The following is a 21150-nucleotide window of genomic DNA, read 5'->3' as shown; positions in this document are numbered from 1 at the left end:
CCGTCGGTTGCGGACTATGCTTGCAGGACCGCAGGAGAGGCAGACCATGACCGATCAGGACAAAGACCCGCAACAGCAACCACTGACCTTGCGCGAGATGCTGCAGAGCGTGCTGGCAGCCGCGCTTGGCGTGCAGAGCGGGAAGAACCGCAGCCGCGACTTCAGCCGCGGCAAACCCAGTCATTTCATTCTGCTCGGCGTGCTGTTCACTGCCTTGTTCGTGGTGGTGCTGCTGGGCGCGGTAAAACTGATCCTGCACATGGCGACTGGCTGATCAGTCCAGCAGCGCAGCGATCGAGCAGTCATAATGCTGCAGCCGAGGCTGCGTCACTGCGCTGAAACGGCGAAAGTCCAGGCCGATATCCGACTTTCCGAGACGCTTGAGCAGCTTCTGCGCCTGCTCCCGATCGATGATGCGCAGCAGTCGGGCCTCCTGATCCTTGCCGCCGCGCTCGACGAAGTCCAGCCCGCGGGCATGATCGCTCAGCATCACCAGGGCGCAGGCACCCAGAAGAAAATGCCCGCTCGCCAGCACTTCGATCTGCCCGTTGATCCGCGCCTGCAGCACCCGTGCCGAGTTGTTCAGCGCGGCATAGTGCAACGCCCGATCCTGTTCGGCAGCGGCCCGAATAACGCCGAAGGCCATCGCATCGTTGGCGGACCATATCAGGCTGACTTCCGGGTGACGCGGCAACAGGCTGAGCGCCTGCTCATAGGCGCGCTGCTCCTGCCACTCGCCTTGCACCGCCTGCACCAGCCGCACATGTGGCGCCTCGTTCAGCGCGCGCTGCAGGCCGGCCAGGCGCAGTATCGAGGATGGCGTCTGCTTGACCCCGGAGAATGCCAGCAACTCGGCCGGCTGCCCGCGGCTGAGTGCGATCAGGTCGCGCCCCATCAGGTAGCCGGCCTCTTCGTCATTGGGAACCAGGCTGCCCAGCCAGTTGCGATGACGCTCACGGCTGCCGCCGATCAGGGCCTGCTGCTCGTCGGTAAGCGTGCTGTGCAGGGCGAACAGACGGATCGGGCTTCCTTCGAACAGGCGCAGCAACACGGGGCCGAGGAACAGCTCGTTGGTGAAGATCAGGTAATCGGGAGGCAAACCGTCCAGAACCTGACGGGCATTGTGCAGCATGCGCGCCGGGTCTCGCTCGCCGTAGAGTACCTTCAGCTCGATGCCCAGATCGCCTGCGGCGTCCTGCATGTAAAGGGTGTAATCGGTCCAGAACGGCTCGTTGGAATAACCGGGATTGAGAAAGACCACCGATGGCGCAGGCGATTGCGCCGGCGCCAAAGCGCAGCACAGTAGCAACCACAGGCCCAACACCCACCTGATCACGACGCCCCCTCCCCAGTTGACGGAGCGCAGTATAGGGCGCAAATGAAAAAAGGCCGACCGCTAATGCGCGCCGGCCTTCGTTCTCATTGCCCGCTGACCCAGAAGACCGCCGTGCCTACCGCTAACAGGATCAGGCAGAAGATCGCCCAGGCATCGACGACGCTATCGGAATTGTCCATATCGGTGTGTTCGCTCATGGCTCCCCCTCTTCTTGTGATTGTGGGTGACGCATACTGCATTTAAGACCAGCCTCGGCCTTCGCTCAAACCATCTGGTTATGCTCTGCGACAGTCTTATTCCTTAAAGCTATGTTTATATATTCAAACATCACTTTTACGCATAAACCTGAGCTGGTATCGTGCCCCGGCTCCTCGGGGAGTGCGCGGCCGTGCGCGCTGATTGGCAGTAAGTAGCCTGAAAACAGGACCCTTCATGTACGTATATGACCAGTACGATCAACAGATCGTCGAGGATCGCGTCAAGCAGTTCCGCGATCAAACCCGCCGCTACCTCGCCGGAGAGCTGAGCGGCGAGGAATTCCGTCCGCTGCGCCTGCAGAACGGTCTCTATATCCAGCGTTATGCGCCCATGCTGCGCGTTGCCGTGCCCTATGGCCTGCTGTCGTCCACCCAGGTGCGCATGCTGGCCAAGATCGCCCGTGACTACGACAAGGGTTACGCCCATATCAGTACCCGGCAGAACGTGCAGTTCAACTGGCCGGACCTGGAAGACGTGCCGGAGATTCTTGCCGAGCTGGCCACCGTGCAGATGCACGCCATCCAGACCAGCGGCAACTGCATCCGCAACACTACCACCGACCAGTTCGCCGGCGTGGCCAAGGACGAGATCGTCGATCCGCGCCCCTGGTGCGAGATCATCCGTCAGTGGTCCACCTTCCACCCCGAGTTCAGCCACCTGCCGCGCAAGTTCAAGATCGCCGTCAACGGCGCCGTGAGCGACCGCGCCGCCATCGAAGTGCATGACATCGGCCTGGAAGCGGTGAAGAACGAAGCCGGCGAGCTGGGCTTCCGCGTTTCCGTCGGCGGCGGCCTGGGCCGTACCCCGATCGTCGGCAGCTTCATCAACGAATTCCTGCCCTGGCAGCACCTGATCAGCTACCTCGACGCCATCCTGCGTGTGTACAACCGCTATGGCCGTCGCGACAACAAGTACAAGGCGCGCATCAAGATCCTGGTCAAGGCGCTGACTCCCGAGGTGTTCGCCGAGCGCGTGAACGCCGAGTGGGCGCACCTCAAGGATGGCCCGACCACCCTGACCGAGGCCGAAGTCGCCCGCGTCGCCGCGCATTTCGTCGATCCGGCCTACCTGGCCCTGGAGGACGAAGACGCCCTGCTCGCCCAGCAGGACGCCGAGCACCCGGGCTTCGCCCGCTGGCGCCAGCGCAACACCTTCGCCCACAAGAAGCCCGGCTACGTCGCCGTGACCCTGTCGCTCAAGCCCACCGGCGTGGCGCCGGGCGACGTCACCGACAAGCAGCTCGACGCCATCGCCGACCTGGCCGACCGCTATTCGTTCGGTGAAGTGCGCAACAGCCACAACCAGAACATCATCCTCGCCGACGTCGAGCAGCGTCAGCTGCTGACCCTGTGGGGCGAGCTGCGCGAACAAGGCTTCGCCACACCGAACGTGGGCCTGCTGACCGACATCATCTGCTGCCCGGGTGGCGACTTCTGCTCGCTGGCCAACGCCAAGTCGATCCCGGTGGCCGAAGCCATTCAGCGCCGCTTCGACGATCTCGACTACCTGTTCGACATCGGCGATATCGACCTGAACATCTCCGGCTGCATGAACGCCTGCGGTCACCACCATGTGGGCCATATCGGCATCCTCGGCGTCGACAAGAAAGGTCAGGAGTTCTACCAGGTATCGCTCGGCGGCAGCGCCGGTCGTGAAGCCAGCCTGGCGCAGATCCTCGGCCCCTCCTTCGCTCAGGACGACATGCCGGACGTGATCGACAAGATCATCAAGGTCTACGTCGAGCAACGCACCGAAGAAGAAAGCTTCCTCGATACCTACCGCCGTGTCGGTATCGACCCGTTCAAGGAGCGCGTCTATGCAGCGAATCATTAAGAACGGCCAGGTGGTCGACGAAACCTGGCACCTGCTGGCCAAGGACGTGACCCTGGACGTCATTCCCAACTGCGACGACATCATCGTTCCGCTGAACCTGTGGCGCGAGCATGCCCATGCGCTGAAAGCCCGCGACGGCGGCCTCGGCGTATGGCTGGAAGCCGGCGACGAGATCGAGGAAATCGCCGATGACCTGGCGCATTTCCAGGTCATCGCCCTGGAATTCCCCGCCTTCACCGATGGCCGTCACTCCTCCACCGCCTACCTGCTGCGCACCCGCTACGGCTACAAGGGCGAAGTCCGCGCCATTGGCGACGTACTGCGCGATCAGCTGTTCGCCCTCAAGCGCGTTGGCTTCGATGCCTTCGCCCTGCGCGCGGACAAGGACCCGTTTGATGCGCTGAAGGCCTTCGAGGACTACAGCGAGGTCTATCAGGCCTCAGCCGATCAGCCGCTGCCGCTGTTCCGTCGCCGCGCCTGATCAGCGCTGGCAGAAGCGACCGAAACGCCCCGACTGGTTCGGGGCGTTTTGCTTTGCACGGACCGCTCGGCAATTGGGTCGAACCGTACCGCGTCGGTGAAGTCGGACCCTATAAGCCCATCGCTTAGGGAGTACCGCCATGAAACATGACTGGGACCTGATCGAACGCCTGCTGCACGAGGCGCAGAACTCCGCTGGCAAACCCTTCGCCCCGCGTCGCTACGCCGAGGACCTGGCCGCAGAGCAGGAAAATGCCGGCCAGCCCGTGGACAATCTCGACCACCTGCGCGCCGAGGCCGCCCGCTACGAAGCGCGCCTGCTGGAGAACGGCTTTATCGAGCCGCGCCCGGAGGAAGAAGGCGGCAACGGCGAGAACTTCATCCTCACCGCGCGCGGCGCACAATTGCTGAGCATGCTCGACAGCAGCATCCCCGGCAGCGAGCACCCGCGCGAAGTGCTCGATGAAGCTGGCGAAGCGGCGCTGACGCCCGAGGTGTTCGACCGCCTGGCGCCCAGGGCCAATCTCGAGACCGGCTGACAGGGCGGCGCAGAAACAAAAACGCCGCGCCCTGTGTAGGGCGCGGCGTTTTTTTGATCCTGTGGCAAGGCATCAAGCCTGCCGGATCAATCCTCGCGGTAGCGACGCAGTTTCAGCGCCTTGCCGGCCACGCGGGTGTCCTTCAGTTTGCCGAGCAGACGGTCCAGGCCGTCTTCCGGCAGCTCGACCAGACTGAAGGTCTCGCGGATCTGGATGCGACCGATGGCTTCGCGCGCCAGGCCGCCCTCGTTGAGGATGGCGCCCAGCAGGTTCTTCGCGGCGATGCCGTCGCGAGTGCCCAGCGCGGTACGGCAGCGCACACGGCCTTCGGCCAGCGGCATTGGCGCACGGCGCTCGCGGTATTCACCGCGCTCACCGCCACGATCACCATCACGCTCGCGACGCTCACGCGGTGCACCAGCAACACCCGGCACCAGCGGCTGCTCGCGCTCGACGCTGGCCAGATCCAGTGCCTGACCATTGGTGGCCTTCTTCAACAGCGCGGCGGCCAGGGCGCGCGGGCTGCAGCCGATGTCGGCGGTCAGGCGGTCGAGCAGATCGCCATGGCTGCCTTCGGCGTCAGCGACCAGCGGCGCCAGGCTGCTGGTCAGCTTCTTGATACGGGCATCGAGCACCTGCTGGGCGTTCGGCAGCTTGACCTCGCCCACCTTCTGCCCGGTGACACGCTCGATCACCTGCAGCATGCGGCGCTCGCGCGGGGTCACCAGCAGCAGCGCACGGCCATCGCGACCGGCGCGGCCGGTACGACCGATACGGTGCACGTAGGATTCCGGGTCGTACGGCATGTCGACGTTGAACACGTGGGTGATGCGCGGCACGTCGATACCACGGGCGGCGACGTCGGTGGCGACGACGATGTCCAGACGGCCATCCTTGAGCGACTCGATCACGCGCTCACGCTGGTTCTGGGCGATGTCGCCGTTCAGCGCAGCGGCCTTGAAGCCCTTGGCTTCCAGCGCGGAGGCCAGATCCAGAGTGGCCTGCTTGGTCCGCACGAAGGCGATCAGCGCGTCGAAATCCTCGACTTCCAGCAGACGCAACACGGCGTTGGTCTTCTGGTCGGCGTGAATCATCAGGTGCGCCTGCTCGATGCGCGAGACGGTCTGGGTCTTGGCCGCGATCTTGATGTGCTGCGGCTCGCGCAGGTGCTTCTCGGCGATGGCGCGGATCGAATGCGGCAGCGTGGCGGAGAACAGCACGCTCTGGCGGCTTTCCGGCATGGCTTCGAAGATGATCTCCAGATCGTCCATGAAGCCCAGCTTGAGCATCTCGTCGGCTTCGTCGAGCACCAGGTGCTGAATGGTGGACAGCACCTTCTCGTCACGACGCAGGTGGTCGACCAGACGGCCCGGGGTCGCGACGATGATCTGCGCGCCCTGGCGGATGGCCTTGAGCTGCGGGCCCATCGGCGCGCCGCCGTAGACGGCGACGACGTTCACGCCCGGCATTTGCTTGGAATAGGTTTCGAAGGCGGTGGCCACCTGCAGGGCCAGCTCGCGAGTCGGAGCGAGGATCAGCACCTGCGGCTCGCGCTTGGCCGGGTCGATCTTGCTCAGCAGCGGCAGGGCGAAGGCGGCGGTCTTGCCGGTACCGGTCTGCGCCTGGCCGATCATGTCGTGGCCGGCGAGGATCACTGGAATGGCCTGCGACTGGATCGGGGACGGCTCTTCGTAACCGACGGCGGTCAGAGCGGCGAGAATATTGGGGTGAAGTCCGAGCGCGGCGAAGCCGCCGATTTCCTGGGTCATGGGTCTGCCTCAAGTGCATCCGCAAAGACCCATGTTCCAAAGCTGCGCATGCCGTGCAAGACCTTGTGGGTCACCCTGGCAGCCTGGTCGGCGGGGATTTGCGAAAACGTGATGAAAGTGAATCGTCAAGGATAGTCCGCTTGGGGACTGGCTGCCGGGGGTCAATTCCCCGGGCGAGTTGCACTACCTGAACGTGGCCAGAAATTTGGCCGGCGCGCATCATACCGGAAAATCCTGACCAGGGTGCTGTTTTTTATCTTTTGCACCTCCCTGCGCCGCTCTCTGCTGCCGCTTTCAGGCGGCTTGTGCAGTTTCACACCACGCGTCGCTTCAGGTGGCCGGGCGCAAAACCTCGATCAGAGGTTGCAGGGAGTAACCCAGGCGTGGCGCCAGTTCACCCGCACGCATCTGCAAACGCCCCATGTTCAGGCGCTGGTCGAGGTCGGCCGGGATCAACAGCACCACGTTGCCCTCCTTCACCGGGCATTCCCAGTAATGCCGGTGATAGAGCCCGCGCAGCAATGCCGCACCCAGTGGCTTGCCGTCGTTGCCGGCCCATTGATTGATGATCAACCAACCGCCCGGGTTGAGCTTTTCACGACAGCGGTCGAGAAAGCGCCAGGCCAGATGACCGACACCTGGCCCCTGGTCGGTGTACAGATCGAGAAAGATCAGATCGGCGGTTTCCGCGCTGTCGAGCAGCTCGGTGGCATCGCCGATGCGAATGGTCAGCCGCGGATCGTCGTCGAGGCCGAGAAACTCCATGGCCAGGCGCGGCACGTCCGGCCGCAGCTCGATGGCCTCGACATCCTCCAACGGCAGGAACTTCAGGCAGGCCTGAGTCAGGTTGCCGGCGCCCAGACCGAGAAACAGCGCGGTCTCCGGCGCATCGTGGCACAGCGCCCCCAGTAGCATGGCGCGGGTGTAGTCATACTCCAGCCAGCTGGGATCACCCTGGAACACGCAGCTCTGCTCGATGGCATCACCGAACTCGAGAAAGCGGTAGGCACCAATCTGCACCACGCGAATCACCCCGAAGGCATCGCGCACTTCGGCCAGCAGAACCTCGTCCTGCAATTCGTCCTCTGGCGGCAAGCCTGGCATCGATACCTCTCCCACAGTGAAATCCCCCAGCACAGAAGCCGGGCCAAAGCGTCGATTGTCATTGAAGAAACGGCCCCGGGTCACGTGATAATTCAACGTCGGCTGCATGGCTGCAGTCCTCGAGCAACTGACACGTCGATACCATGGTCGGTTGCTGCCCAGTGCACTCTTGACCCGATTCGATATGGCCGCAGCGGCGCGAAGCCCCTCACGTGACGGGGCTTATCGGTTACCATGCGCCTCCGCCTGATCAATCGCTAGAGACGCAGCATGTCGCACGCCTGGAGCCCCGATAGCTGGAGGGCCAAGCCCATTCAGCAGCAGCCCGAATACCCTGACGCCGCCCACCTCGCCCGCGTCGAGCAGACCCTGGCCGGCTATCCGCCGCTGGTCTTCGCCGGCGAGGCGCGCGAGCTGCGCCGCCAGTTCGCCGAGGTCACCCAGGGCCGCGCCTTCCTGCTGCAGGGCGGCGACTGCGCCGAGAGCTTCGCCGAGTTTTCCGCCGCGAAGATCCGCGACACCTTCAAGGTGCTGCTGCAGATGGCCATCGTCATGACCTTCGCCGCCGGCTGCCCGGTGGTCAAGGTCGGGCGCATGGCCGGCCAGTTCGCCAAGCCGCGCTCGTCCGGCAGCGAAACCATCGACGGCGTCACCCTGCCCGCCTACCGCGGCGATATCGTCAATGGCATCGGCTTCGACGCCGCCAGCCGCGTGCCCGACCCCGAGCGCCTGCTGCAGGCCTATCACCAGGCCACCGCCAGCCTCAACCTGCTGCGCGCCTTCGCCCAGGGCGGTTTCGCCGACGTGCATCAGGTGCACCAGTGGAACCTCGATTTCATCGCCAACTCGGCGCTGGCCGAGAAGTACCATCAGTTGGCCAATCGCATCGACGAAACCCTGGCCTTCATGCGTGCCGTCGGCATGGACAGCGCGCCGCAGCTGCGCGAAGTCAGCTTCTTCACCGCTCACGAAGCGCTGCTGCTCAACTACGAAGAGGCCTTCGTCCGTCGCGACAGCCTCACCGGCCGCTGGTACGACTGCTCCGCGCACATGTTGTGGATCGGCGACCGCACCCGCCAGCTCGATGGTGCCCATGTCGAATTCATGCGCGGCATCGAGAACCCCATCGGCGTCAAGGTCGGCCCGAGCATGGACCCGGACGAACTGATCCGCCTGATCGACACGCTCAACCCGGACAACGATCCGGGCCGCCTCAACCTGATCGTGCGCATGGGCGCGGACAAGGTGAAAGCGCACTTCCCGCGCCTGCTGCGCAAGGTCAAGGAAGAAGGCCGCCAGGTGCTGTGGAGCTCCGACCCCATGCACGGCAACACCATCAAGGCCAGCAGCGGCTACAAGACCCGCGACTTCGCGCAGATTCTCAGCGAAGTCCGGCAGTTCTTCGCCGTGCACCAGGCCGAAGGCACCTATGCCGGCGGCATCCATATCGAGATGACCGGGCAGAACGTCACCGAATGCATCGGCGGCTCACGCCCGATTACCGAGGACGGTCTGTCCGACCGCTACCACACCCATTGCGACCCGCGCATGAACGCCGACCAGTCGCTGGAGCTGGCCTTCATGATCGCCGAAACGCTCAAACAGGTGCGGCGCTAGGCAAGAGGTACGCCGAGCGTTTTCACGCTCGGCGCCAGCCACACCTCATCCAGACCCAGCCAGTGCGCCAGCGCACGCAGCGAATCGCCCAGTGCCAGGCGCGCCTCCTCGCTCAATACCGCTTCCTCCAGATGTACGGCATGCACCGCCAGGCGCCCGGCGGCGCGCTCGCTGCGCAGGTCGACACGGGCCAGCAGACGCTCGTGATGCAGGAACGGCAGCACGTAATAGCCGTATACGCGCTTGGCTTGCGGGGTGTAGATCTCCAGGCGGTAGCGGAAGCCGAACAGCCGCTCGGTGCGATCACGCTCCCAGATCAGCGAGTCGAACGGCGACAACAGCGCGCTGTGACGGATACGTCGAGGTACGCGCGGCTCACCCCGACAGTAGGCCAGCTGCCGCCAGCCCTGCACCGCGACCGGCTGCAACTCGCCCGCCTCCACCAGCTCGGTGATGCGGCGCTTGCTGTCGCCGGCATCGAGCCGGTAGTAGTCACGCAGATCCTTCTCCGTCGCCACACCCAGCGCATCGGCCGAACGCAGCAACAGGCGCCGCTGCGCCTCGCCCTCTTCCAGCTCGGCGTGATTGAGCAGCTCGCCAGGGATGACGCGCTCCGGCAGATCGTAGAGGCGTTCAAACCCACGACGGCCGGCAACGGTGACTTCGCCTGCCGCGAACAGCCATTCCAACGCCATCTTTTCCGCGCTCCAGTCCCACCAGGGGCCGGCTTTCTCGGTACGGCTGGACAGACTGCCGGCGCCCAGCGCGCCGCGCTCGCGCACGGCCTGCAGCACGGTCTCTATGGCATCGCGCCGCTCCGCGCCGAAGCGAGCCAGGCCCGGGTAGATGCCCTGGCCAGCGGCGGCCCGGCGCATGCGCCAGCGCAGCAGCGGGTAAAGTTCCAGCGGCAACAGCGAAGCCTCGTGCCCCCAGTACTCGAACAGGCGCCGACGGCGCGCCCGCCCCCAGGCCAGCTCGTCAAGATGTTCGGCCTGGTAATGGCCAAGGCGGGAAAACGCCGGCAGATAATGCGAGCGCACCAGGGCGTTGACCGAATCGATCTGCAGCACGCCGAGACGCTCGATCTGCGCCTGCAAATGCTTATGGGCGACGGCGCCGCGCGGGGTACGGCCAAAACCCTGAGCAGCCAGGGCCAGGCGGCGCGCTTCGGCGAGAGAAAGTGAGAGCGTCATGGCGACCCAGCCTATCAGGCCGGCGCCGCGAACGCATGGCGGAAGGTGAAGGCCTGCTGCGTGGCGCCATGCTCGCGCAAGTGCGCCAGACGCTCGGCCGCCTCGACCACGTCCGGACGATGCCCGGCCGGCACCCACCACAATACCTGGTGCGCCTGTTCGACGCGCCCGAACCATTCGCGGCGGCGCTTGAGCATCTCGGTGTGCGCCGATTTGTAGACGTAATCGCTGAGCGACTGCACGTCCCGCCAGAGCGACAGGTTCACCAGCACCTCATCACCGAACGGGCGGATCGCCGTGGCGTCGCCCGCCTCGTCCTGCAAACGCCAGACATAGCCGGGCGAAGCTTCGGCCAGTGCATTGATACGCTCCAGATTGGCGACGAAGTCAGCCATTTCCGGCGACTCCAACGGCGCCTTCATCCAGGCGATGTTCAGTTGGGCCAAATGATAAGCGGGCAAATTCCAGACTCCTTGTGCGAGCGAGCTATCAGGATCGTTGCGGCGATCCACGCCAGTCAGCGAAGCGTCGACGCAGCCAGGCCTCGCTGCTGACCAGGGTGATGCCCGACAGCACCAGAGCTGCGCCGATAATGAAGTTCAGCGTCAGCGGCTCGTCCAGCACCAGCACGCCGAAACTGACGCCGAACAGCGGGGTCATGAAGGAAAACACTGCCATGTTCGAGGCCAGGTAACGGCGCAGCAGCCAGAACCAGGTCAGGTAGGTGAAGAACGACACCACTACGCCCTGCAGCAGAATGCTGCCGATGGCGATCGGGCTCCAGCGCAACTGGCCGAGATCGACTACCGCCAACGCATAGCCAAGCAGCAGCGCGAAGGCCACCGCCAATTGATAAAACAGTGTCAACCCAGGCGGCGCCTCGGACAGGCGCGAGCCACGCACCACCACCGTGGTAGCGCCCCAGGCCATGCCGGCGCACAGTCCCAGCGCGTCGCCAAGCAGCATGCCGGCATCGATTCCGGCCCAGTTGCCGCCAACGCCGAAGGCCATCACCACACCGCCAAAACACAGCGCGATACCCAGCCACTGCAGACGCCGCAGACGCTCGCTGGGCAGCAGCAGATGCAGCCCGAGCGCCGAGAAGATCGGCGCGGTATAGAGAAACACCGCCATATGCGAGGCCGTGGTATGGCGCAGACCCAGCGCGATGAAAAAGAACTCCAGAGCAAACAGCACACCCGCCAGCACGCCGGCCAACCAGGTAGAACCCAGCCATTCACGCCAACCGCCCTGCCAGATCAACAACAGGCCGACCAGCAGTGCGGCGATGCCGGAGCGCAAGGCTACCTGCAGCATGGGCGCGATGTCGTCCGCCGCCAGTTTGATTGCCACCTGCTGGCTGCCCCAGATGGCGCACAGCAGCAGCATCAGTTGGAACAGGAAAAGATCGGCGCCCTTGCGTACCGCGCTCATTCAATAACTCCAGTCATTACCCGTCACTTTCTCAGCGGATCATCCCAAAACGGCCGCTCGGCCTCCTGCAACGCATCGGCTCTGGACAAACCCAGATCCTTGAGCGCCATATCGCTAAGCCGAGCCAACTGCTGCCGCTCACGAGCCAGTTGACGCCAGCGCCGCAGCATACGCCAAACGCCGGCCAATGACGGCAGACGTTCGAAGTGGATGGCATGAGCCAGCGCATAACCTTTTTGACCTTTCATCTGTTCGCCCTCCCTGTGGGGTTGGCGTCAGTGTCGGTCCGCACTTAAGATCAATCCAACGAATGTTTCTTATGCTATCCATCTCGAGGATTGATGAATGGCCTACCACCCCAGTATCGATACCGAACTGCTGCGCAGCTTCGTTGCCATTGCCGACACCGGCGGCTTCACCCGCGCCGCGGAAACGGTCAATCGCACTCAATCGGCGGTGAGCATGCAGATGAAGCGGCTGGAGGAAGATGTGGTACAGCGGCCGCTGTTCGAGCGCGACGGCCGCCATGTACGACTGACACCCGAAGGCCAGGTGCTGCTGGGTTATGCGCGGCGCATTCTCAAGCTGCACGGCGAAGTGCTCAACACCCTGCGCGAACCGCATATGGTCGGCGCCGTGCGCATCGGCACGCCGGACGACTATGTGATGCGTTTTCTGCCGGAGATTCTCTCGCGCTTCGCCCAGGCCTATCCGCTGGTGCAGGTGGAGGTGCACTGTGAACCCTCCGGCCAGCTGCTGCTGCGCCAGGATCTGGATCTGACCATCGTTACCCGCCAACCCGGCAAGGAGATTGGCCAATTGCTGCGTCAGGAGCGCTTCGCCTGGGCCGTGGCCCAGGGATTCACGCCACACGAGCAGAACCCCATGCCACTGGCCATGTTCAACGCCGACTGTTTCTGCCGCGAGTGGGCCTGCAACGCGCTGGATGCGATGAGCCGCCCCTACCGCATCGCCTATACCAGCCCCAGCCTGTCGGCGATCTTCGCCGTGGTGCGCGCCGGCCTGGCGGTCACCGCACAGCTGCAAAGCCTGATCACGCCGGATCTGCGCATCCTCGGCGAAGCCGAAGGCCTGCCGCTGCTGCCGTTGACCAGCATCGTGCTGCTGCGCAACGAAAGCAGTCAGTCACCCGTTACCGAATGCCTGGCCGATCATATCGTCGAAGGTTTTCGCCTATAGACGGCCGCCCGACTCCAGCGCGAGCAGCAGCGCGCAGAACAGCAGGAAGCCGCAGAACAGGCTGCGCAGCAGGCGCTCCGGCAGCGAATGGGCCAGGCGCACGCCCCAGCTGATGCTGAGCAGGCCACCTACGGCCAACGGTACGCCCATCCACCAGTTGACGTGATCATGCAGCGCATAGGTGAGCAACGTCACCCCGGTGCTGGGCAGCGCCAGCGACAGCGACAGCCCCTGCGCCACCACCTGGGTGGTGCCGAAGACGCTGGTCAGCACCGGCGTCGCCACCACCGCGCCACCGACACCGAACAGCCCGCCCATGGCACCGGAAACCCCGCCCAGCACGCCGAACCAGCCCCAGTGATGACGCAGCTCGCCGCTGGCTGGTGCCTGAGCCATCAGCATGCGCAGCAGGTTGTAGGCTGCCAGCGCCAGCAGGAAGCCAACGAAGGCCCAGCGCATGGTGCGTGAATCCACCTCCACCGCGTACAACGAGGCCAGCCAGGCGCAGACGAAGCTGGTAACGCCGAGTAGCAGTGCATAGCGAAGGTCGATGCGATTGCGTTGATGGTAACGCCAGATCGCCAGCATCACGTTCGGCACCACCATCACCAGCGCGGTACCCTGCGCCAGTTGCTGATCCAGCCCGAAGACAATGCCCAGTACCGGAATGGCGATCAGCCCGCCACCGATGCCGAACAAACCGCCCAGGGTCCCCAGACCCAGGCCGAGCAATAGATTGAGCAACAGGTCGAACAGATTCATGGCACCTCCAAACTGTGGCGTGCATGTTAAGCAGCCACGGCTAGCGCGGAAACGCATAGCAACGCAAAATGGCTTTGCTGATTACGCATAAGCAGACTGCCATGAATCCCGATGCCCTGACCGACCAACTGGAACTCTTTCTCGACGTGCTGGAAACCGGCAGTTTCTCTGCCGCTGCCCGGCGTCACCCGCTCACGCCTTCGGCGGTGGCGCGGCGCATCGACGCCTTGGAGCGGGCCATGGGCAGCAGCCTGTTCAGCCGTACTACCCACGCCGTGCGGGTGACTCCGGCGGGCCTGGCTTTTGCCGAACGCGCCCGACGCATCCTTGCCGAATTGCACCTGGCCAGGGCCGAGGCGGTGTCACTGAGCAGGGCACCGGAAGGCTTGATTCGCATCGATGCGCCCTCGCCCTTCGGCCGCCGCCACCTGGCGCCAGCGATTGCCGAGTTCCTGCGCGCCAACCCCGGGCTCGACGTGCAGCTGCGTCTGATCGACAGCTTCACCGATCTGCTGGGCGAACATCTGGGCGAAGTGGATATCGTCGTACGCATCGGCCCGCTGCCGGACAGTCGCCTGGTCGCCACGCCACTGGCGTCGATGACCCGCATCGTCTGCGCCAGCCCCGACTACCTGCGCCGCCGCGGCATCCCGCGCAGTCCGCTGGAGCTGGAACAGCACGACGGCCTGGACTGGGACAGCCTCGCCCCGCCCTACGCCTGGCGTTTCGAAGTCGACGGCAAGCTGCAGCTGTGCAAGCCCAAGCGCATGCGACAGACCAGTAACAACGCCGAAACCCTACTCTTCAGCGCCCTCGCCGGCCTGGGCGTCGCCCACCTGCCAACCTGGATGAGCAGCGAGCACCTGCAGCGCGGCGAGCTGATCCCGCTGTTCTGCGAGCAGGGCCTGCCGGCCGCTGAGCCGGTGAGCATCTACGCCCTGCGCCTGGAGCGCGAAGCCAGCCCGCGCACACGGCTGCTGCTGAGTTTTCTCAAGCAGCGCTTCGGCTTCCCGCCGCCCTGGGACCAGGCGCTACAGGCCAGCCTCGCTGCTCCACAGCAATAAGGCTTCAGCCGCGATAGCGCTCTGAAAATCAGGCACAAAAAACCCGGCGCCTAGGCCGGGTTCTTCGTAGCGTTCAAGCTCAGGCCGGAGCCTGGGTGCGGCCCTTGTAGGAACCGTCACGGGTATCGATCTCGATCCAGTCGTCGATGTCGACGAACTCGGCAACCTTGATCTCGGTACCGTTGCGCAGCTTGGCAGGCTTCATCACCTTGCCGGAAGTGTCGCCACGGGCAGCGTTCTCGGTGTAGACAACCTGACGCACGATGGTGGTCGGCAGGTCGACGGAGATCACCTTGCCTTCGAAGAACACGGCTTCGCAGACGTCGGTCATGCCTTCTTCGATGAACGGCAGAACGCTTTCCAGATCTTCGGCACGCAGCTCGTAGGAGTTGTACTCCGGATCCATGAACACGTAGTCCTCACCGCTGATGTAGGACAGGTTCACTTCCTTGCGCTCGAGAATCACCGGCTCCATCTTGTCGTCGGCTTTGTAGACGGTCTCGGTCTTGGAACCGTTGAGCAGGTTCTTCAGCTTCATCTTGACGATGGCGCTGTTACGACCGGACTTGGTGAACTCGGCCTTCTGGATCAGCCACGGCTGGCCATCGATCAGGGCCACGCTGTTGACTCTCATTTCTTGTGCAGTTTTCATGCGGATATCCGAAATATGCGGGAGGTACAGAAATCTAGGCCGCGTATGATAGCCAATTTAGGTAAAACTGTTCCAGCGCTGTGGCAAGGTCCGGCCGAGCGGCCTGCGAATCGCACCAGCGCTCGGCATGTTGCTGCAATACCGGCCACGCGCGCAGAAGCGCAGGCCAGGCCTGCTCCATCCCCTCGCCGGCATTCCATGCGTGCCACCATTTGGCATGCGCAGCGGCGACGTCCGACGGCAACTCGGCGCCATAGAGCGCCAGGAAAGCCTCCAGCTTGTCCCAGTGCGCCCCCTCCTCCTGCGGGTATATATGCCAGAGCAGCGGCCGCCCGGCCCACTGCGCACGGATGAAGGAATCCTCGCCGCGCACCGCATTGAGGTCGCAGCTCCAGAGCAGACGGTCGTAATCCTCCTGCGCGAGAAAAGGCAGCACATGAATCTGCAGATTGCCGCGCCGGCGCTGATCACCCGGCGCCAGCCGCACATCGCCCAGCCAGACCTGCAGATCGGCGAGAATCTTGCCTTGCGGCACCAGCAGCTGAGTCGGTTGCGAGCTGGCCGCCAGCGCATCGAGCCAGCCCGCCAGCCCGGCATTCTCGTAGGCGAACAGCGAGATCAAGCGCGCCCCGGCTTCCCGAACCACACCGAGCGATTGCAGAAACGCCTGCTGCGCCGACGCATCGGCCTGAAAGGCGCGCCGCCGCGCCAGCAACTCGGCCTCACGCAGCGAGCCCCCCGTGCCCGCCACGAACCCGGGGAAGAAGAAGAACTTCTGTAAACCGCCCGGCTGAGGTGATGGCAGGCCATGACACCCGGCAACCCAGTCTTCGGCGCTGAGGTATTCCAGGTTCAGCCACAGGCGCCGCGCGCCGCAGGCCGTCATCGCCTCTATATAGGAGGGTGGCAACTGGCAGGCGAAGGCCTCGATCACCACCTCCGCCGGATCCACCGCGGGGAACGGTTCGCGCCAGTGACGCACCTCGACGCCCGAACAAAGCTGACTCTCGGTGTCGGGACTCGCTGCAGGGCACAGGCGCACGAAGGCGCTCAGCTCATCGACCCACAGGCGCACCGCATGCCCCTGCTCCGCCGCCAGCTGCCGAGCCAGCCGCCAGGTCACGCCAATGTCGCCGTAGTTGTCCACCACGCTGCAGAAAATGTCCCACCTGGCCACACGGCGCCCCTCGAGCAAATGATCGCCATTCTACCCGGCAGACAAGAAAAAGCCCGCCAGAGGCGGGCCAAGGGGAGCGCTGGAGCGAGCGCGGGGTAAAACGGTAATCAGGCCAGCAGCGAATCACCCTCGCGCCGGGCAGCGGTGCTGAGCAGCCACACCGCCTGGCAAGCCAGCGCCGCCTCCCGCGAAGCGAAGGGACCGGCCTTGGGTTGACCATCGACCATCAGCAGCCAGCACACCATATGACCATCGGCTCTCAGCTCAGCCGGCACGGCGCTACCAACCAGGGACACCACATCGATACGGGGCATAGCGACCTCCAATCCAACTCAACCTTTGTTGAGATCGACAGTAGGCCACCGGCTCGCCAGATAGAAATCAGCGTTCTCGATAGTGACCATGGTTATTGCCAATGGTCCGCTGAGCGGGCAACCGGACCAGATTGAGGCGAGACTTCGCAACGCACCTTTCTCCCCCAGAAGGCGACGACCGCCGCTCAAGTGAACGCTCGATAGGGGCTTTCTGCTTCCCCCGTCGGGCTCGATTCGAATCAGTTCGGCGTAGTGTTTGCGACACGGCCCACAGCAGTTAGCCCGTACAGCTCATCTCTGCAACTTCTTCGAAAGCCCCTACCTCGATCTCGGGCAACGAATGTGGCGAGTCGACCCGCTCCTTGAGCTTGCTGGCAAACTCCAAGGCAGAACGCTGGTTTCTGAAATAGAGCCTCAGCGAACCTGCAGTGACCAACCATGTTTCGGAATCAGCACCGCCTGATTGCTCGATTGAGATGTCCATACTGCCTCCATGAGATACGGATCCAGAGCCGAACACGCAAAAAAAGGCCAACCATGCGGTTGGCCTTGCCTAAAGAGGTATGAGTCGCACCAACTTTCATGGAGCGCCTACACAATCTCGCCGAAGCGCATTACAGACTGATGAAAATAGCCGTCTTTTCTGCAGTGTCCATAGGTCTGCCAACCCATTCGTTGCAATATTTTAGAAACACTTGCCCAGTACCTTGCAGCCCACTGAAACCGAGGGCTTCACCTTGATTCGCAATGTACGCAAGACACTGGATTCCATCGCAGCCAATAACGAGGACGCTGCTTTCGCATTGATGCGAGCCGCTGAGAGCACCCGGGACGAAGTATTACGCCAGCACATGCTGCGGCTGATTCACCGCCTGAACCAAGACGCCGTGGACCTGCGCATGCTCCGCGATGAAGTGTTCAACCCCACCAGCAAACGCGCCTTGTCAGCCCACATCTAGCGATACGGCGGCTGCCAGCACCTCGCTCGACCAGCGCAAACCCGGCAGTCCATCACGCCATGCTGACAAGCCAGCGCGCGTAGCCTTTGGCAAGAATGGCCACCCCCAATCAGCGCCATGACTACCTCTCTGCCGGATGTCCTCAAGAGCTTCACCGATTAGCAAGTGAACCAGTGAGATCACGGCGCCGGTAAGGAGCCCATGCCTGAGTCGATTCGCAAGGATCAATGCCGCCAACACTTTCATAGCCTGCCGCTTGCGAGCGCAACATCCGCTCCTGCCGCCCTAGCCGACGCGGACTACTTCGAGCCGTTCCGTACGCATGTGCGGAACGCTCAAGAATTAAGCAAAAGCCCGTCGACACACGTGAACTGACCAAGAAAGACGCAGAAAACGCAATTTGCGTTCAGACAGCAGCACCCGAATTCCCATCAACAGGATACGTGTACGCATTCTGCGGGCGCGCAGCTCGAAAAAAAACGGGACCAGAAAAGCAAAAACCCCTGCAGGTTTCCCTGCAGGGGTTTTGCGAAAGTGGCGGTGAAGAAGAGATTCGAACCCGTTTCGATTGCGTCTCAATCCGTACCAAACCCGCTCATTACGCGCCTTGCACTCTCCTCACCTGCTCGATTCGTCGCTATTTGGCTCTATGATTTCGACACTTTTTCGACACCGCCAGCAAAACCCGCGCTATGATCTTTGGCAAAATTTGGCAAGAGGCACGCCCAATGAGCACCATGAACATCTCCCTGCCGGACGCCCTTAAAAGCTTCGTCGATGAGCAAGTGAACCAGCGCGGTTACGGCACCAGCAGCGAATACGTCCGCGAACTGATTCGTAAGGATCAAGACCGCCAACACCTTCGTAGCCTGCTGCTTGCCGGTGCTGCATCTGCTCCAGCCGCTCCTGCTGATGCAGACTACTTCGAATCGCTCCGCGCCCGCGTGCGGAACGCTCAAGGATGAAGCAAAAGCCCATCATCCCGCGTGAGCTAGCTAACCGAGACGTAGACAACGCCATTGCCTACTACCTTGAAGAACAGGCCGAGAGAGCCGCGCTAGGCTTCGTTGATGCCCTGGAGCGAGCTTATAAGCAAATCAGCCGCCACCCTGCTTCCGGCTCTGCTCGCTACGCCCATGAACTGGATCTGCCCGGCCTACGCTCTTGGCCGCTCCAGCGCTACCCGTACCTAGTGTTCTATGTCGAGCAACACAGTCACATCGATGTTTGGCGCGTGCTGCACGAAATGCGTGATATGCCTGCTTGGCTTAAACAATAAAACTATAGACATGAAAAAATTACAGAGCTTAAGCTGGGAAGCAGCTACGAAACGCAAGTCACCATACCAACTTCCGGCGGAACATTTTTTGGATCACTCAAGATAACTCCAAAAAAAATAACACTAGTAGTTTCAGGTGATGAGTTCGAGGACAGGAAATGGCCTTATAGTGAGCCAGAAAATAAAGAGCTAGAATGCCACTCAACACGAGAGCATTTTAAACTTATTGGCCTGACAATGAATAACTGGTCAGGAATGCTTCTGGCAACTCACCCCAAACTCATATCATCAATTCAAATTACGTATTCCATTGAATGCGTGGCAATGTCACATAAACACCAAGCGAACCGATCAAATTATCACAGTATTACCATACATTCCGACACAATAAAAAAATGGATTGGCCAGACAGAAAAACAGCGCGAAATAGCTGCAAGCCAAATAACCCCACCCAACTACAATGGTTCCATTAGTGAGTTCAAGGTAGGACTCAAAAACCAAGACACAATAGGCATATCATACAGCATTGAAAAATCATACTCTCTACCAAATTTCCACGCTGGAATGAAATTCCCACCATACATACACTATTACTCTTGCGAACCACTATCACTAGAAGACGCCATAAACAAAATTAAAAAAATCTATAGCTTCTTCTCCTTCATAACAAACAAAGGAATGAATATTAATCAAATAATTTTAAATAGCGGTACACATAAGACATATCTATACACCCTACTTCCCGAAGAGAGAAAAATCGACACAATTCTGTATCCTTACTCAGAACCAGACAAAGCTCAATTGCTAGGAAAAACCCGCTTCCTTATTGATTACATAAGAAATTATTTCGAGCTAGAAGATAAATCCCAAGAATATTTCTACAAATACCTCAAATATAGCAGGATGACCAATCCTGAGGACTCATTTCTAGGGTACTTTAGGATACTAGAAAACCTATGCATCATAGAGAAGCAGCATTTTAGCGATGAGACAATAAACGAGATATGCGCAGAGACGAAATCATCACTTCTGCAGAAGAAAATATCGAACAAAGACGCAGTGAGCTTCATTAGGGGAATGAAGCGGCTAAACAAATCCAAGTACAATACCGAAAAATGTATACAAGAATTTTACAAGACACTTCCAAGCAAGACAAGAAATCTATGGAAATTTAACAAGGAAAAAATATCGGAAATTTGCAAGCTTAGAAATGATATAACCCATGCAAACGACTACTCAATTGACGACTCCGCCCTCATCGAAAATCTTGTATTTCTCGACGCACTACTAACAGTTGCTTTGTTGAAAGAAATTGGAGTTGAGGATGAATCTATACATGAAGTATCCCGCAGAATTGATCACTACTATTTCATAGCATTCTAATTGATCCACATAAATCTAATCCTCTACCCCATCGGATTAAAGCTACTCGCCGCAGAGCAATAGCGTGTTTTCATGCGATCACTATGCGTCTTGCGGTCACTGTCATAGCGGGCACGCCAGGTTCTGCACTGTTCGTGAAAGTGCTGCTTGGCGGCCTTGCGGCATTCTCGGTAATCGATTGATCCGCGCCGGTGATTGGCGCAGACGCTGGTGCCGTCGATGTAGTTGTTCACCGATAGCCACTCCGCCAGGTAGTTGCTGCCTCCGTTCCAGCTCTTGATCCATCGTGATGTACGCTCGTTGCTCACCTGTCTGGTCTGGCGCTGCTGCGTTTGCTGGGGTGCCTGGGCTATACGATGGGTTGCGGGTGGTGAGTAGGTGCTGGCCGGCTGCTTGAGCGTGTAGTTCTTGTCACTGAACACGTTCTGAGAACTGGCTATCGCCCTCGCCTTTTCTTCCTCAGTCCATTCCATCGAGGCGTATGGCTGAGACTGGCTTACCGGCTCGTATGCAACCCGTTGCGCTGGTGGATCGATGGGAATGGATGGCAGCCTTATAGGCTCTTCCGGCTCGCTGTAGGGCTGTGGCGCCGGTTGCTGGCTGAACAGGGGTTTGCCGTCTACGTGGATCGCCTGCTTGAGCTGATCCACATTGATCACGATTGACTTGGCAAACAACGCAATCACGCCCCAGGTAATCGCGGAACCCACGCCCAGGATGACCACCATTCGCCATGGACCGGGCTTTTTCTTGCTGCGTAGGTAGTCCGGTGCGTCGTCCCAGTCGGTTTTCATATT

At 61.4% G+C, this 21150-nt stretch carries 24 protein-coding genes; 11 read left to right on the top strand and 13 right to left on the bottom strand.

Translation table 11 applies throughout. The features are described 5' to 3' along the window. Nucleotides 1-46 precede the first annotated feature (46 nt). The gene (locus BLS61_RS18810; RefSeq protein ID WP_090433416.1) at nt 47-274 is read left to right on the top strand and encodes a DUF2970 domain-containing protein; all 228 of its coding nucleotides are present in this window, start codon (nt 47-49) and stop codon (nt 272-274) included. On the opposite strand, the gene BLS61_RS18805 is transcribed toward BLS61_RS18810, so the two are convergent. Beyond that, complete coding sequence (locus BLS61_RS18805) at nt 275-1303, bottom strand: ABC transporter substrate-binding protein (protein WP_090433478.1); 1029 nt, start codon at nt 1301-1303, stop codon at nt 275-277. It abuts the gene before it with no gap. A gap of 465 nt (nt 1304-1768) precedes the next feature. On the opposite strand from BLS61_RS18805, the gene BLS61_RS18800 reads away from it, so the two are divergent. From BLS61_RS18800 to BLS61_RS18790, 3 genes are all read left to right on the top strand, one after another. Next, a complete protein-coding gene (locus tag BLS61_RS18800) occupies nt 1769-3427 on the top strand; it encodes a nitrite/sulfite reductase (protein WP_090433414.1) in 1659 nt (552 codons plus the stop codon). Next, entirely contained in the window at nt 3411-3908 is a 498-nt protein-coding gene (locus tag BLS61_RS18795; RefSeq protein ID WP_090433412.1) for a DUF934 domain-containing protein, read from the top strand. The genes BLS61_RS18800 and BLS61_RS18795 overlap by 17 nt, the downstream gene beginning before the upstream one ends. Before the next feature lie 139 nt (nt 3909-4047). After that, nucleotides 4048-4446, top strand: coding sequence for a transcriptional regulator (locus BLS61_RS18790; RefSeq protein ID WP_090433409.1), 399 nt, complete (start codon nt 4048-4050; stop codon nt 4444-4446). An 86-nt stretch (nt 4447-4532) separates the two neighbouring features. Here BLS61_RS18790 and BLS61_RS18785 read toward each other — a convergent pair whose 3' ends face one another. After that, nucleotides 4533-6215: a DEAD/DEAH box helicase gene (locus BLS61_RS18785; RefSeq protein ID WP_090433407.1), complete on the bottom strand. Its 1683-nt coding sequence runs from the start codon at nt 6213-6215 to the stop codon at nt 4533-4535. A 330-nt stretch (nt 6216-6545) separates the two neighbouring features. Continuing rightward, nucleotides 6546-7319 carry a spermidine synthase gene (locus BLS61_RS18780; protein ID WP_024308326.1) on the bottom strand — a complete coding sequence of 258 codons (774 nt, stop codon included), beginning with the start codon at nt 7317-7319 and terminating at the stop codon, nt 6546-6548. 270 nt (nt 7320-7589) lie between these two features. Here BLS61_RS18780 and BLS61_RS18775 point away from each other — a divergent pair, with 270 nt between their 5' ends. Then, nucleotides 7590-8936: a class II 3-deoxy-7-phosphoheptulonate synthase gene (locus tag BLS61_RS18775; protein WP_090433405.1), complete on the top strand. Its 1347-nt coding sequence runs from the start codon at nt 7590-7592 to the stop codon at nt 8934-8936. Here the strand turns inward: BLS61_RS18775 and BLS61_RS18770 are convergent. From BLS61_RS18770 to BLS61_RS18755, 4 genes are read right to left on the bottom strand one after another with little or no spacing between them, the layout of a single operon-like run. Then, complete coding sequence (locus tag BLS61_RS18770; RefSeq protein ID WP_090433403.1) at nt 8933-10129, bottom strand: winged helix-turn-helix domain-containing protein; 1197 nt, start codon at nt 10127-10129, stop codon at nt 8933-8935. The genes BLS61_RS18775 and BLS61_RS18770 overlap by 4 nt on opposite strands. Before the next feature lie 14 nt (nt 10130-10143). Continuing rightward, nucleotides 10144-10590, bottom strand: coding sequence for a DUF3291 domain-containing protein (locus BLS61_RS18765; protein WP_090433401.1), 447 nt, complete (start codon nt 10588-10590; stop codon nt 10144-10146). Nucleotides 10591-10618: 28 nt separating this feature from the next. Continuing rightward, complete coding sequence (locus BLS61_RS18760) at nt 10619-11563, bottom strand: DMT family transporter (RefSeq protein WP_090433399.1); 945 nt, start codon at nt 11561-11563, stop codon at nt 10619-10621. Nucleotides 11564-11586: 23 nt separating this feature from the next. After that, nucleotides 11587-11811, bottom strand: a complete 225-nt coding sequence (locus BLS61_RS18755) for a DUF1127 domain-containing protein (protein ID WP_090433397.1) — start codon at nt 11809-11811, stop codon at nt 11587-11589. A gap of 97 nt (nt 11812-11908) precedes the next feature. On the opposite strand from BLS61_RS18755, the gene BLS61_RS18750 reads away from it, so the two are divergent. Then, nucleotides 11909-12763 (top strand): LysR family transcriptional regulator, encoded by an 855-nt coding sequence (locus BLS61_RS18750; RefSeq protein ID WP_090433396.1) that lies wholly within the window; start codon nt 11909-11911, stop codon nt 12761-12763. Here the strand turns inward: BLS61_RS18750 and BLS61_RS18745 are convergent. Next, nucleotides 12758-13525, bottom strand: a complete 768-nt coding sequence (locus BLS61_RS18745; RefSeq protein ID WP_090433393.1) for a sulfite exporter TauE/SafE family protein — start codon at nt 13523-13525, stop codon at nt 12758-12760. The genes BLS61_RS18750 and BLS61_RS18745 overlap by 6 nt on opposite strands. Before the next feature lie 101 nt (nt 13526-13626). Here BLS61_RS18745 and BLS61_RS18740 point away from each other — a divergent pair, with 101 nt between their 5' ends. Beyond that, nucleotides 13627-14589, top strand: a complete 963-nt coding sequence (locus BLS61_RS18740) for a LysR family transcriptional regulator (RefSeq protein WP_090433391.1) — start codon at nt 13627-13629, stop codon at nt 14587-14589. 79 nt (nt 14590-14668) lie between these two features. Here the strand turns inward: BLS61_RS18740 and efp are convergent, their stop codons facing one another. From efp to BLS61_RS18720, 4 genes are all read right to left on the bottom strand, one after another. Beyond that, a complete protein-coding gene (efp, locus tag BLS61_RS18735) occupies nt 14669-15241 on the bottom strand; it encodes an elongation factor P (protein ID WP_003240094.1) in 573 nt (190 codons plus the stop codon). Between the two features lie 34 nt (nt 15242-15275). Further along, complete coding sequence (gene earP, locus BLS61_RS18730) at nt 15276-16418, bottom strand: elongation factor P maturation arginine rhamnosyltransferase EarP (RefSeq protein WP_090433389.1); 1143 nt, start codon at nt 16416-16418, stop codon at nt 15276-15278. A gap of 107 nt (nt 16419-16525) precedes the next feature. After that, complete coding sequence (locus BLS61_RS18725) at nt 16526-16732, bottom strand: hypothetical protein (protein ID WP_090433387.1); 207 nt, start codon at nt 16730-16732, stop codon at nt 16526-16528. 277 nt (nt 16733-17009) lie between these two features. Beyond that, complete coding sequence (locus BLS61_RS18720) at nt 17010-17216, bottom strand: hypothetical protein (RefSeq protein WP_090433384.1); 207 nt, start codon at nt 17214-17216, stop codon at nt 17010-17012. Between the two features lie 253 nt (nt 17217-17469). Between BLS61_RS18720 and BLS61_RS18715 the strand changes: the two genes are divergently transcribed. From BLS61_RS18715 to BLS61_RS23530, 4 genes are all read left to right on the top strand, one after another. After that, on the top strand, nt 17470-17691 hold the full coding sequence (locus BLS61_RS18715; protein WP_090433475.1) for a hypothetical protein: 222 nt from the start codon (nt 17470-17472) through the stop codon (nt 17689-17691). A gap of 728 nt (nt 17692-18419) precedes the next feature. Next, nucleotides 18420-18656: a type II toxin-antitoxin system ParD family antitoxin gene (locus BLS61_RS18705; protein ID WP_090433382.1), complete on the top strand. Its 237-nt coding sequence runs from the start codon at nt 18420-18422 to the stop codon at nt 18654-18656. Next, entirely contained in the window at nt 18653-18970 is a 318-nt protein-coding gene (locus BLS61_RS18700; protein WP_090433380.1) for a type II toxin-antitoxin system RelE/ParE family toxin, read from the top strand. Before BLS61_RS18705 ends, BLS61_RS18700 begins: the two co-directional genes overlap by 4 nt. Before the next feature lie 18 nt (nt 18971-18988). Next, complete coding sequence (locus BLS61_RS23530) at nt 18989-20353, top strand: ApeA N-terminal domain 1-containing protein (protein ID WP_341844491.1); 1365 nt, start codon at nt 18989-18991, stop codon at nt 20351-20353. Nucleotides 20354-20376: 23 nt separating this feature from the next. Here the strand turns inward: BLS61_RS23530 and BLS61_RS18690 are convergent, their stop codons facing one another. Continuing rightward, on the bottom strand, nt 20377-21147 hold the full coding sequence (locus tag BLS61_RS18690) for a hypothetical protein (RefSeq protein ID WP_090433376.1): 771 nt from the start codon (nt 21145-21147) through the stop codon (nt 20377-20379). Nucleotides 21148-21150: the final 3 nt, after the last annotated feature.

Source organism: Ectopseudomonas guguanensis, from assembly GCF_900104265.1.
In the GTDB taxonomy this organism is placed as follows: domain Bacteria; phylum Pseudomonadota; class Gammaproteobacteria; order Pseudomonadales; family Pseudomonadaceae; genus Aquipseudomonas; species Aquipseudomonas guguanensis.
Note: the sequence above shows the minus strand (reverse complement) of the source record. Positions and strands in the feature narration are given on the sequence as shown.

Bases quoted from the DNA above. Each gene is read 5' to 3' on its own strand.
- BLS61_RS18800 (WP_090433414.1), top strand. From the start codon at position 1,769: ATGTACGTATATGACCAGTACGATCAACAGATCGTCGAGGATCGCGTC.
- BLS61_RS18785 (WP_090433407.1), bottom strand. From the start codon at position 6,215: ATGACCCAGGAAATCGGCGGCTTCGCCGCGCTCGGACTTCACCCCAAT.
- BLS61_RS18690 (WP_090433376.1), bottom strand. From the start codon at position 21,147: ATGAAAACCGACTGGGACGACGCACCGGACTACCTACGCAGCAAGAAA.
- efp (WP_003240094.1), bottom strand. From the start codon at position 15,241: ATGAAAACTGCACAAGAAATGAGAGTCAACAGCGTGGCCCTGATCGAT.
- BLS61_RS18780 (WP_024308326.1), bottom strand. From the start codon at position 7,319: ATGCCAGGCTTGCCGCCAGAGGACGAATTGCAGGACGAGGTTCTGCTG.
- BLS61_RS18770 (WP_090433403.1), bottom strand. From the start codon at position 10,129: ATGACGCTCTCACTTTCTCTCGCCGAAGCGCGCCGCCTGGCCCTGGCT.
- BLS61_RS18740 (WP_090433391.1), top strand. From the start codon at position 13,627: ATGAATCCCGATGCCCTGACCGACCAACTGGAACTCTTTCTCGACGTG.
- BLS61_RS18755 (WP_090433397.1), bottom strand. From the start codon at position 11,811: ATGAAAGGTCAAAAAGGTTATGCGCTGGCTCATGCCATCCACTTCGAA.
- BLS61_RS18745 (WP_090433393.1), bottom strand. From the start codon at position 13,525: ATGAATCTGTTCGACCTGTTGCTCAATCTATTGCTCGGCCTGGGTCTG.
- BLS61_RS18795 (WP_090433412.1), top strand. From the start codon at position 3,411: ATGCAGCGAATCATTAAGAACGGCCAGGTGGTCGACGAAACCTGGCAC.
- BLS61_RS18810 (WP_090433416.1), top strand. From the start codon at position 47: ATGACCGATCAGGACAAAGACCCGCAACAGCAACCACTGACCTTGCGC.
- BLS61_RS18750 (WP_090433396.1), top strand. From the start codon at position 11,909: ATGGCCTACCACCCCAGTATCGATACCGAACTGCTGCGCAGCTTCGTT.
- BLS61_RS18700 (WP_090433380.1), top strand. From the start codon at position 18,653: ATGAAGCAAAAGCCCATCATCCCGCGTGAGCTAGCTAACCGAGACGTA.
- BLS61_RS18705 (WP_090433382.1), top strand. From the start codon at position 18,420: ATGAGCACCATGAACATCTCCCTGCCGGACGCCCTTAAAAGCTTCGTC.
- BLS61_RS18760 (WP_090433399.1), bottom strand. From the start codon at position 11,563: ATGAGCGCGGTACGCAAGGGCGCCGATCTTTTCCTGTTCCAACTGATG.
- BLS61_RS18775 (WP_090433405.1), top strand. From the start codon at position 7,590: ATGTCGCACGCCTGGAGCCCCGATAGCTGGAGGGCCAAGCCCATTCAG.
- BLS61_RS18725 (WP_090433387.1), bottom strand. From the start codon at position 16,732: ATGCCCCGTATCGATGTGGTGTCCCTGGTTGGTAGCGCCGTGCCGGCT.
- BLS61_RS18720 (WP_090433384.1), bottom strand. From the start codon at position 17,216: ATGGACATCTCAATCGAGCAATCAGGCGGTGCTGATTCCGAAACATGG.
- BLS61_RS18790 (WP_090433409.1), top strand. From the start codon at position 4,048: ATGAAACATGACTGGGACCTGATCGAACGCCTGCTGCACGAGGCGCAG.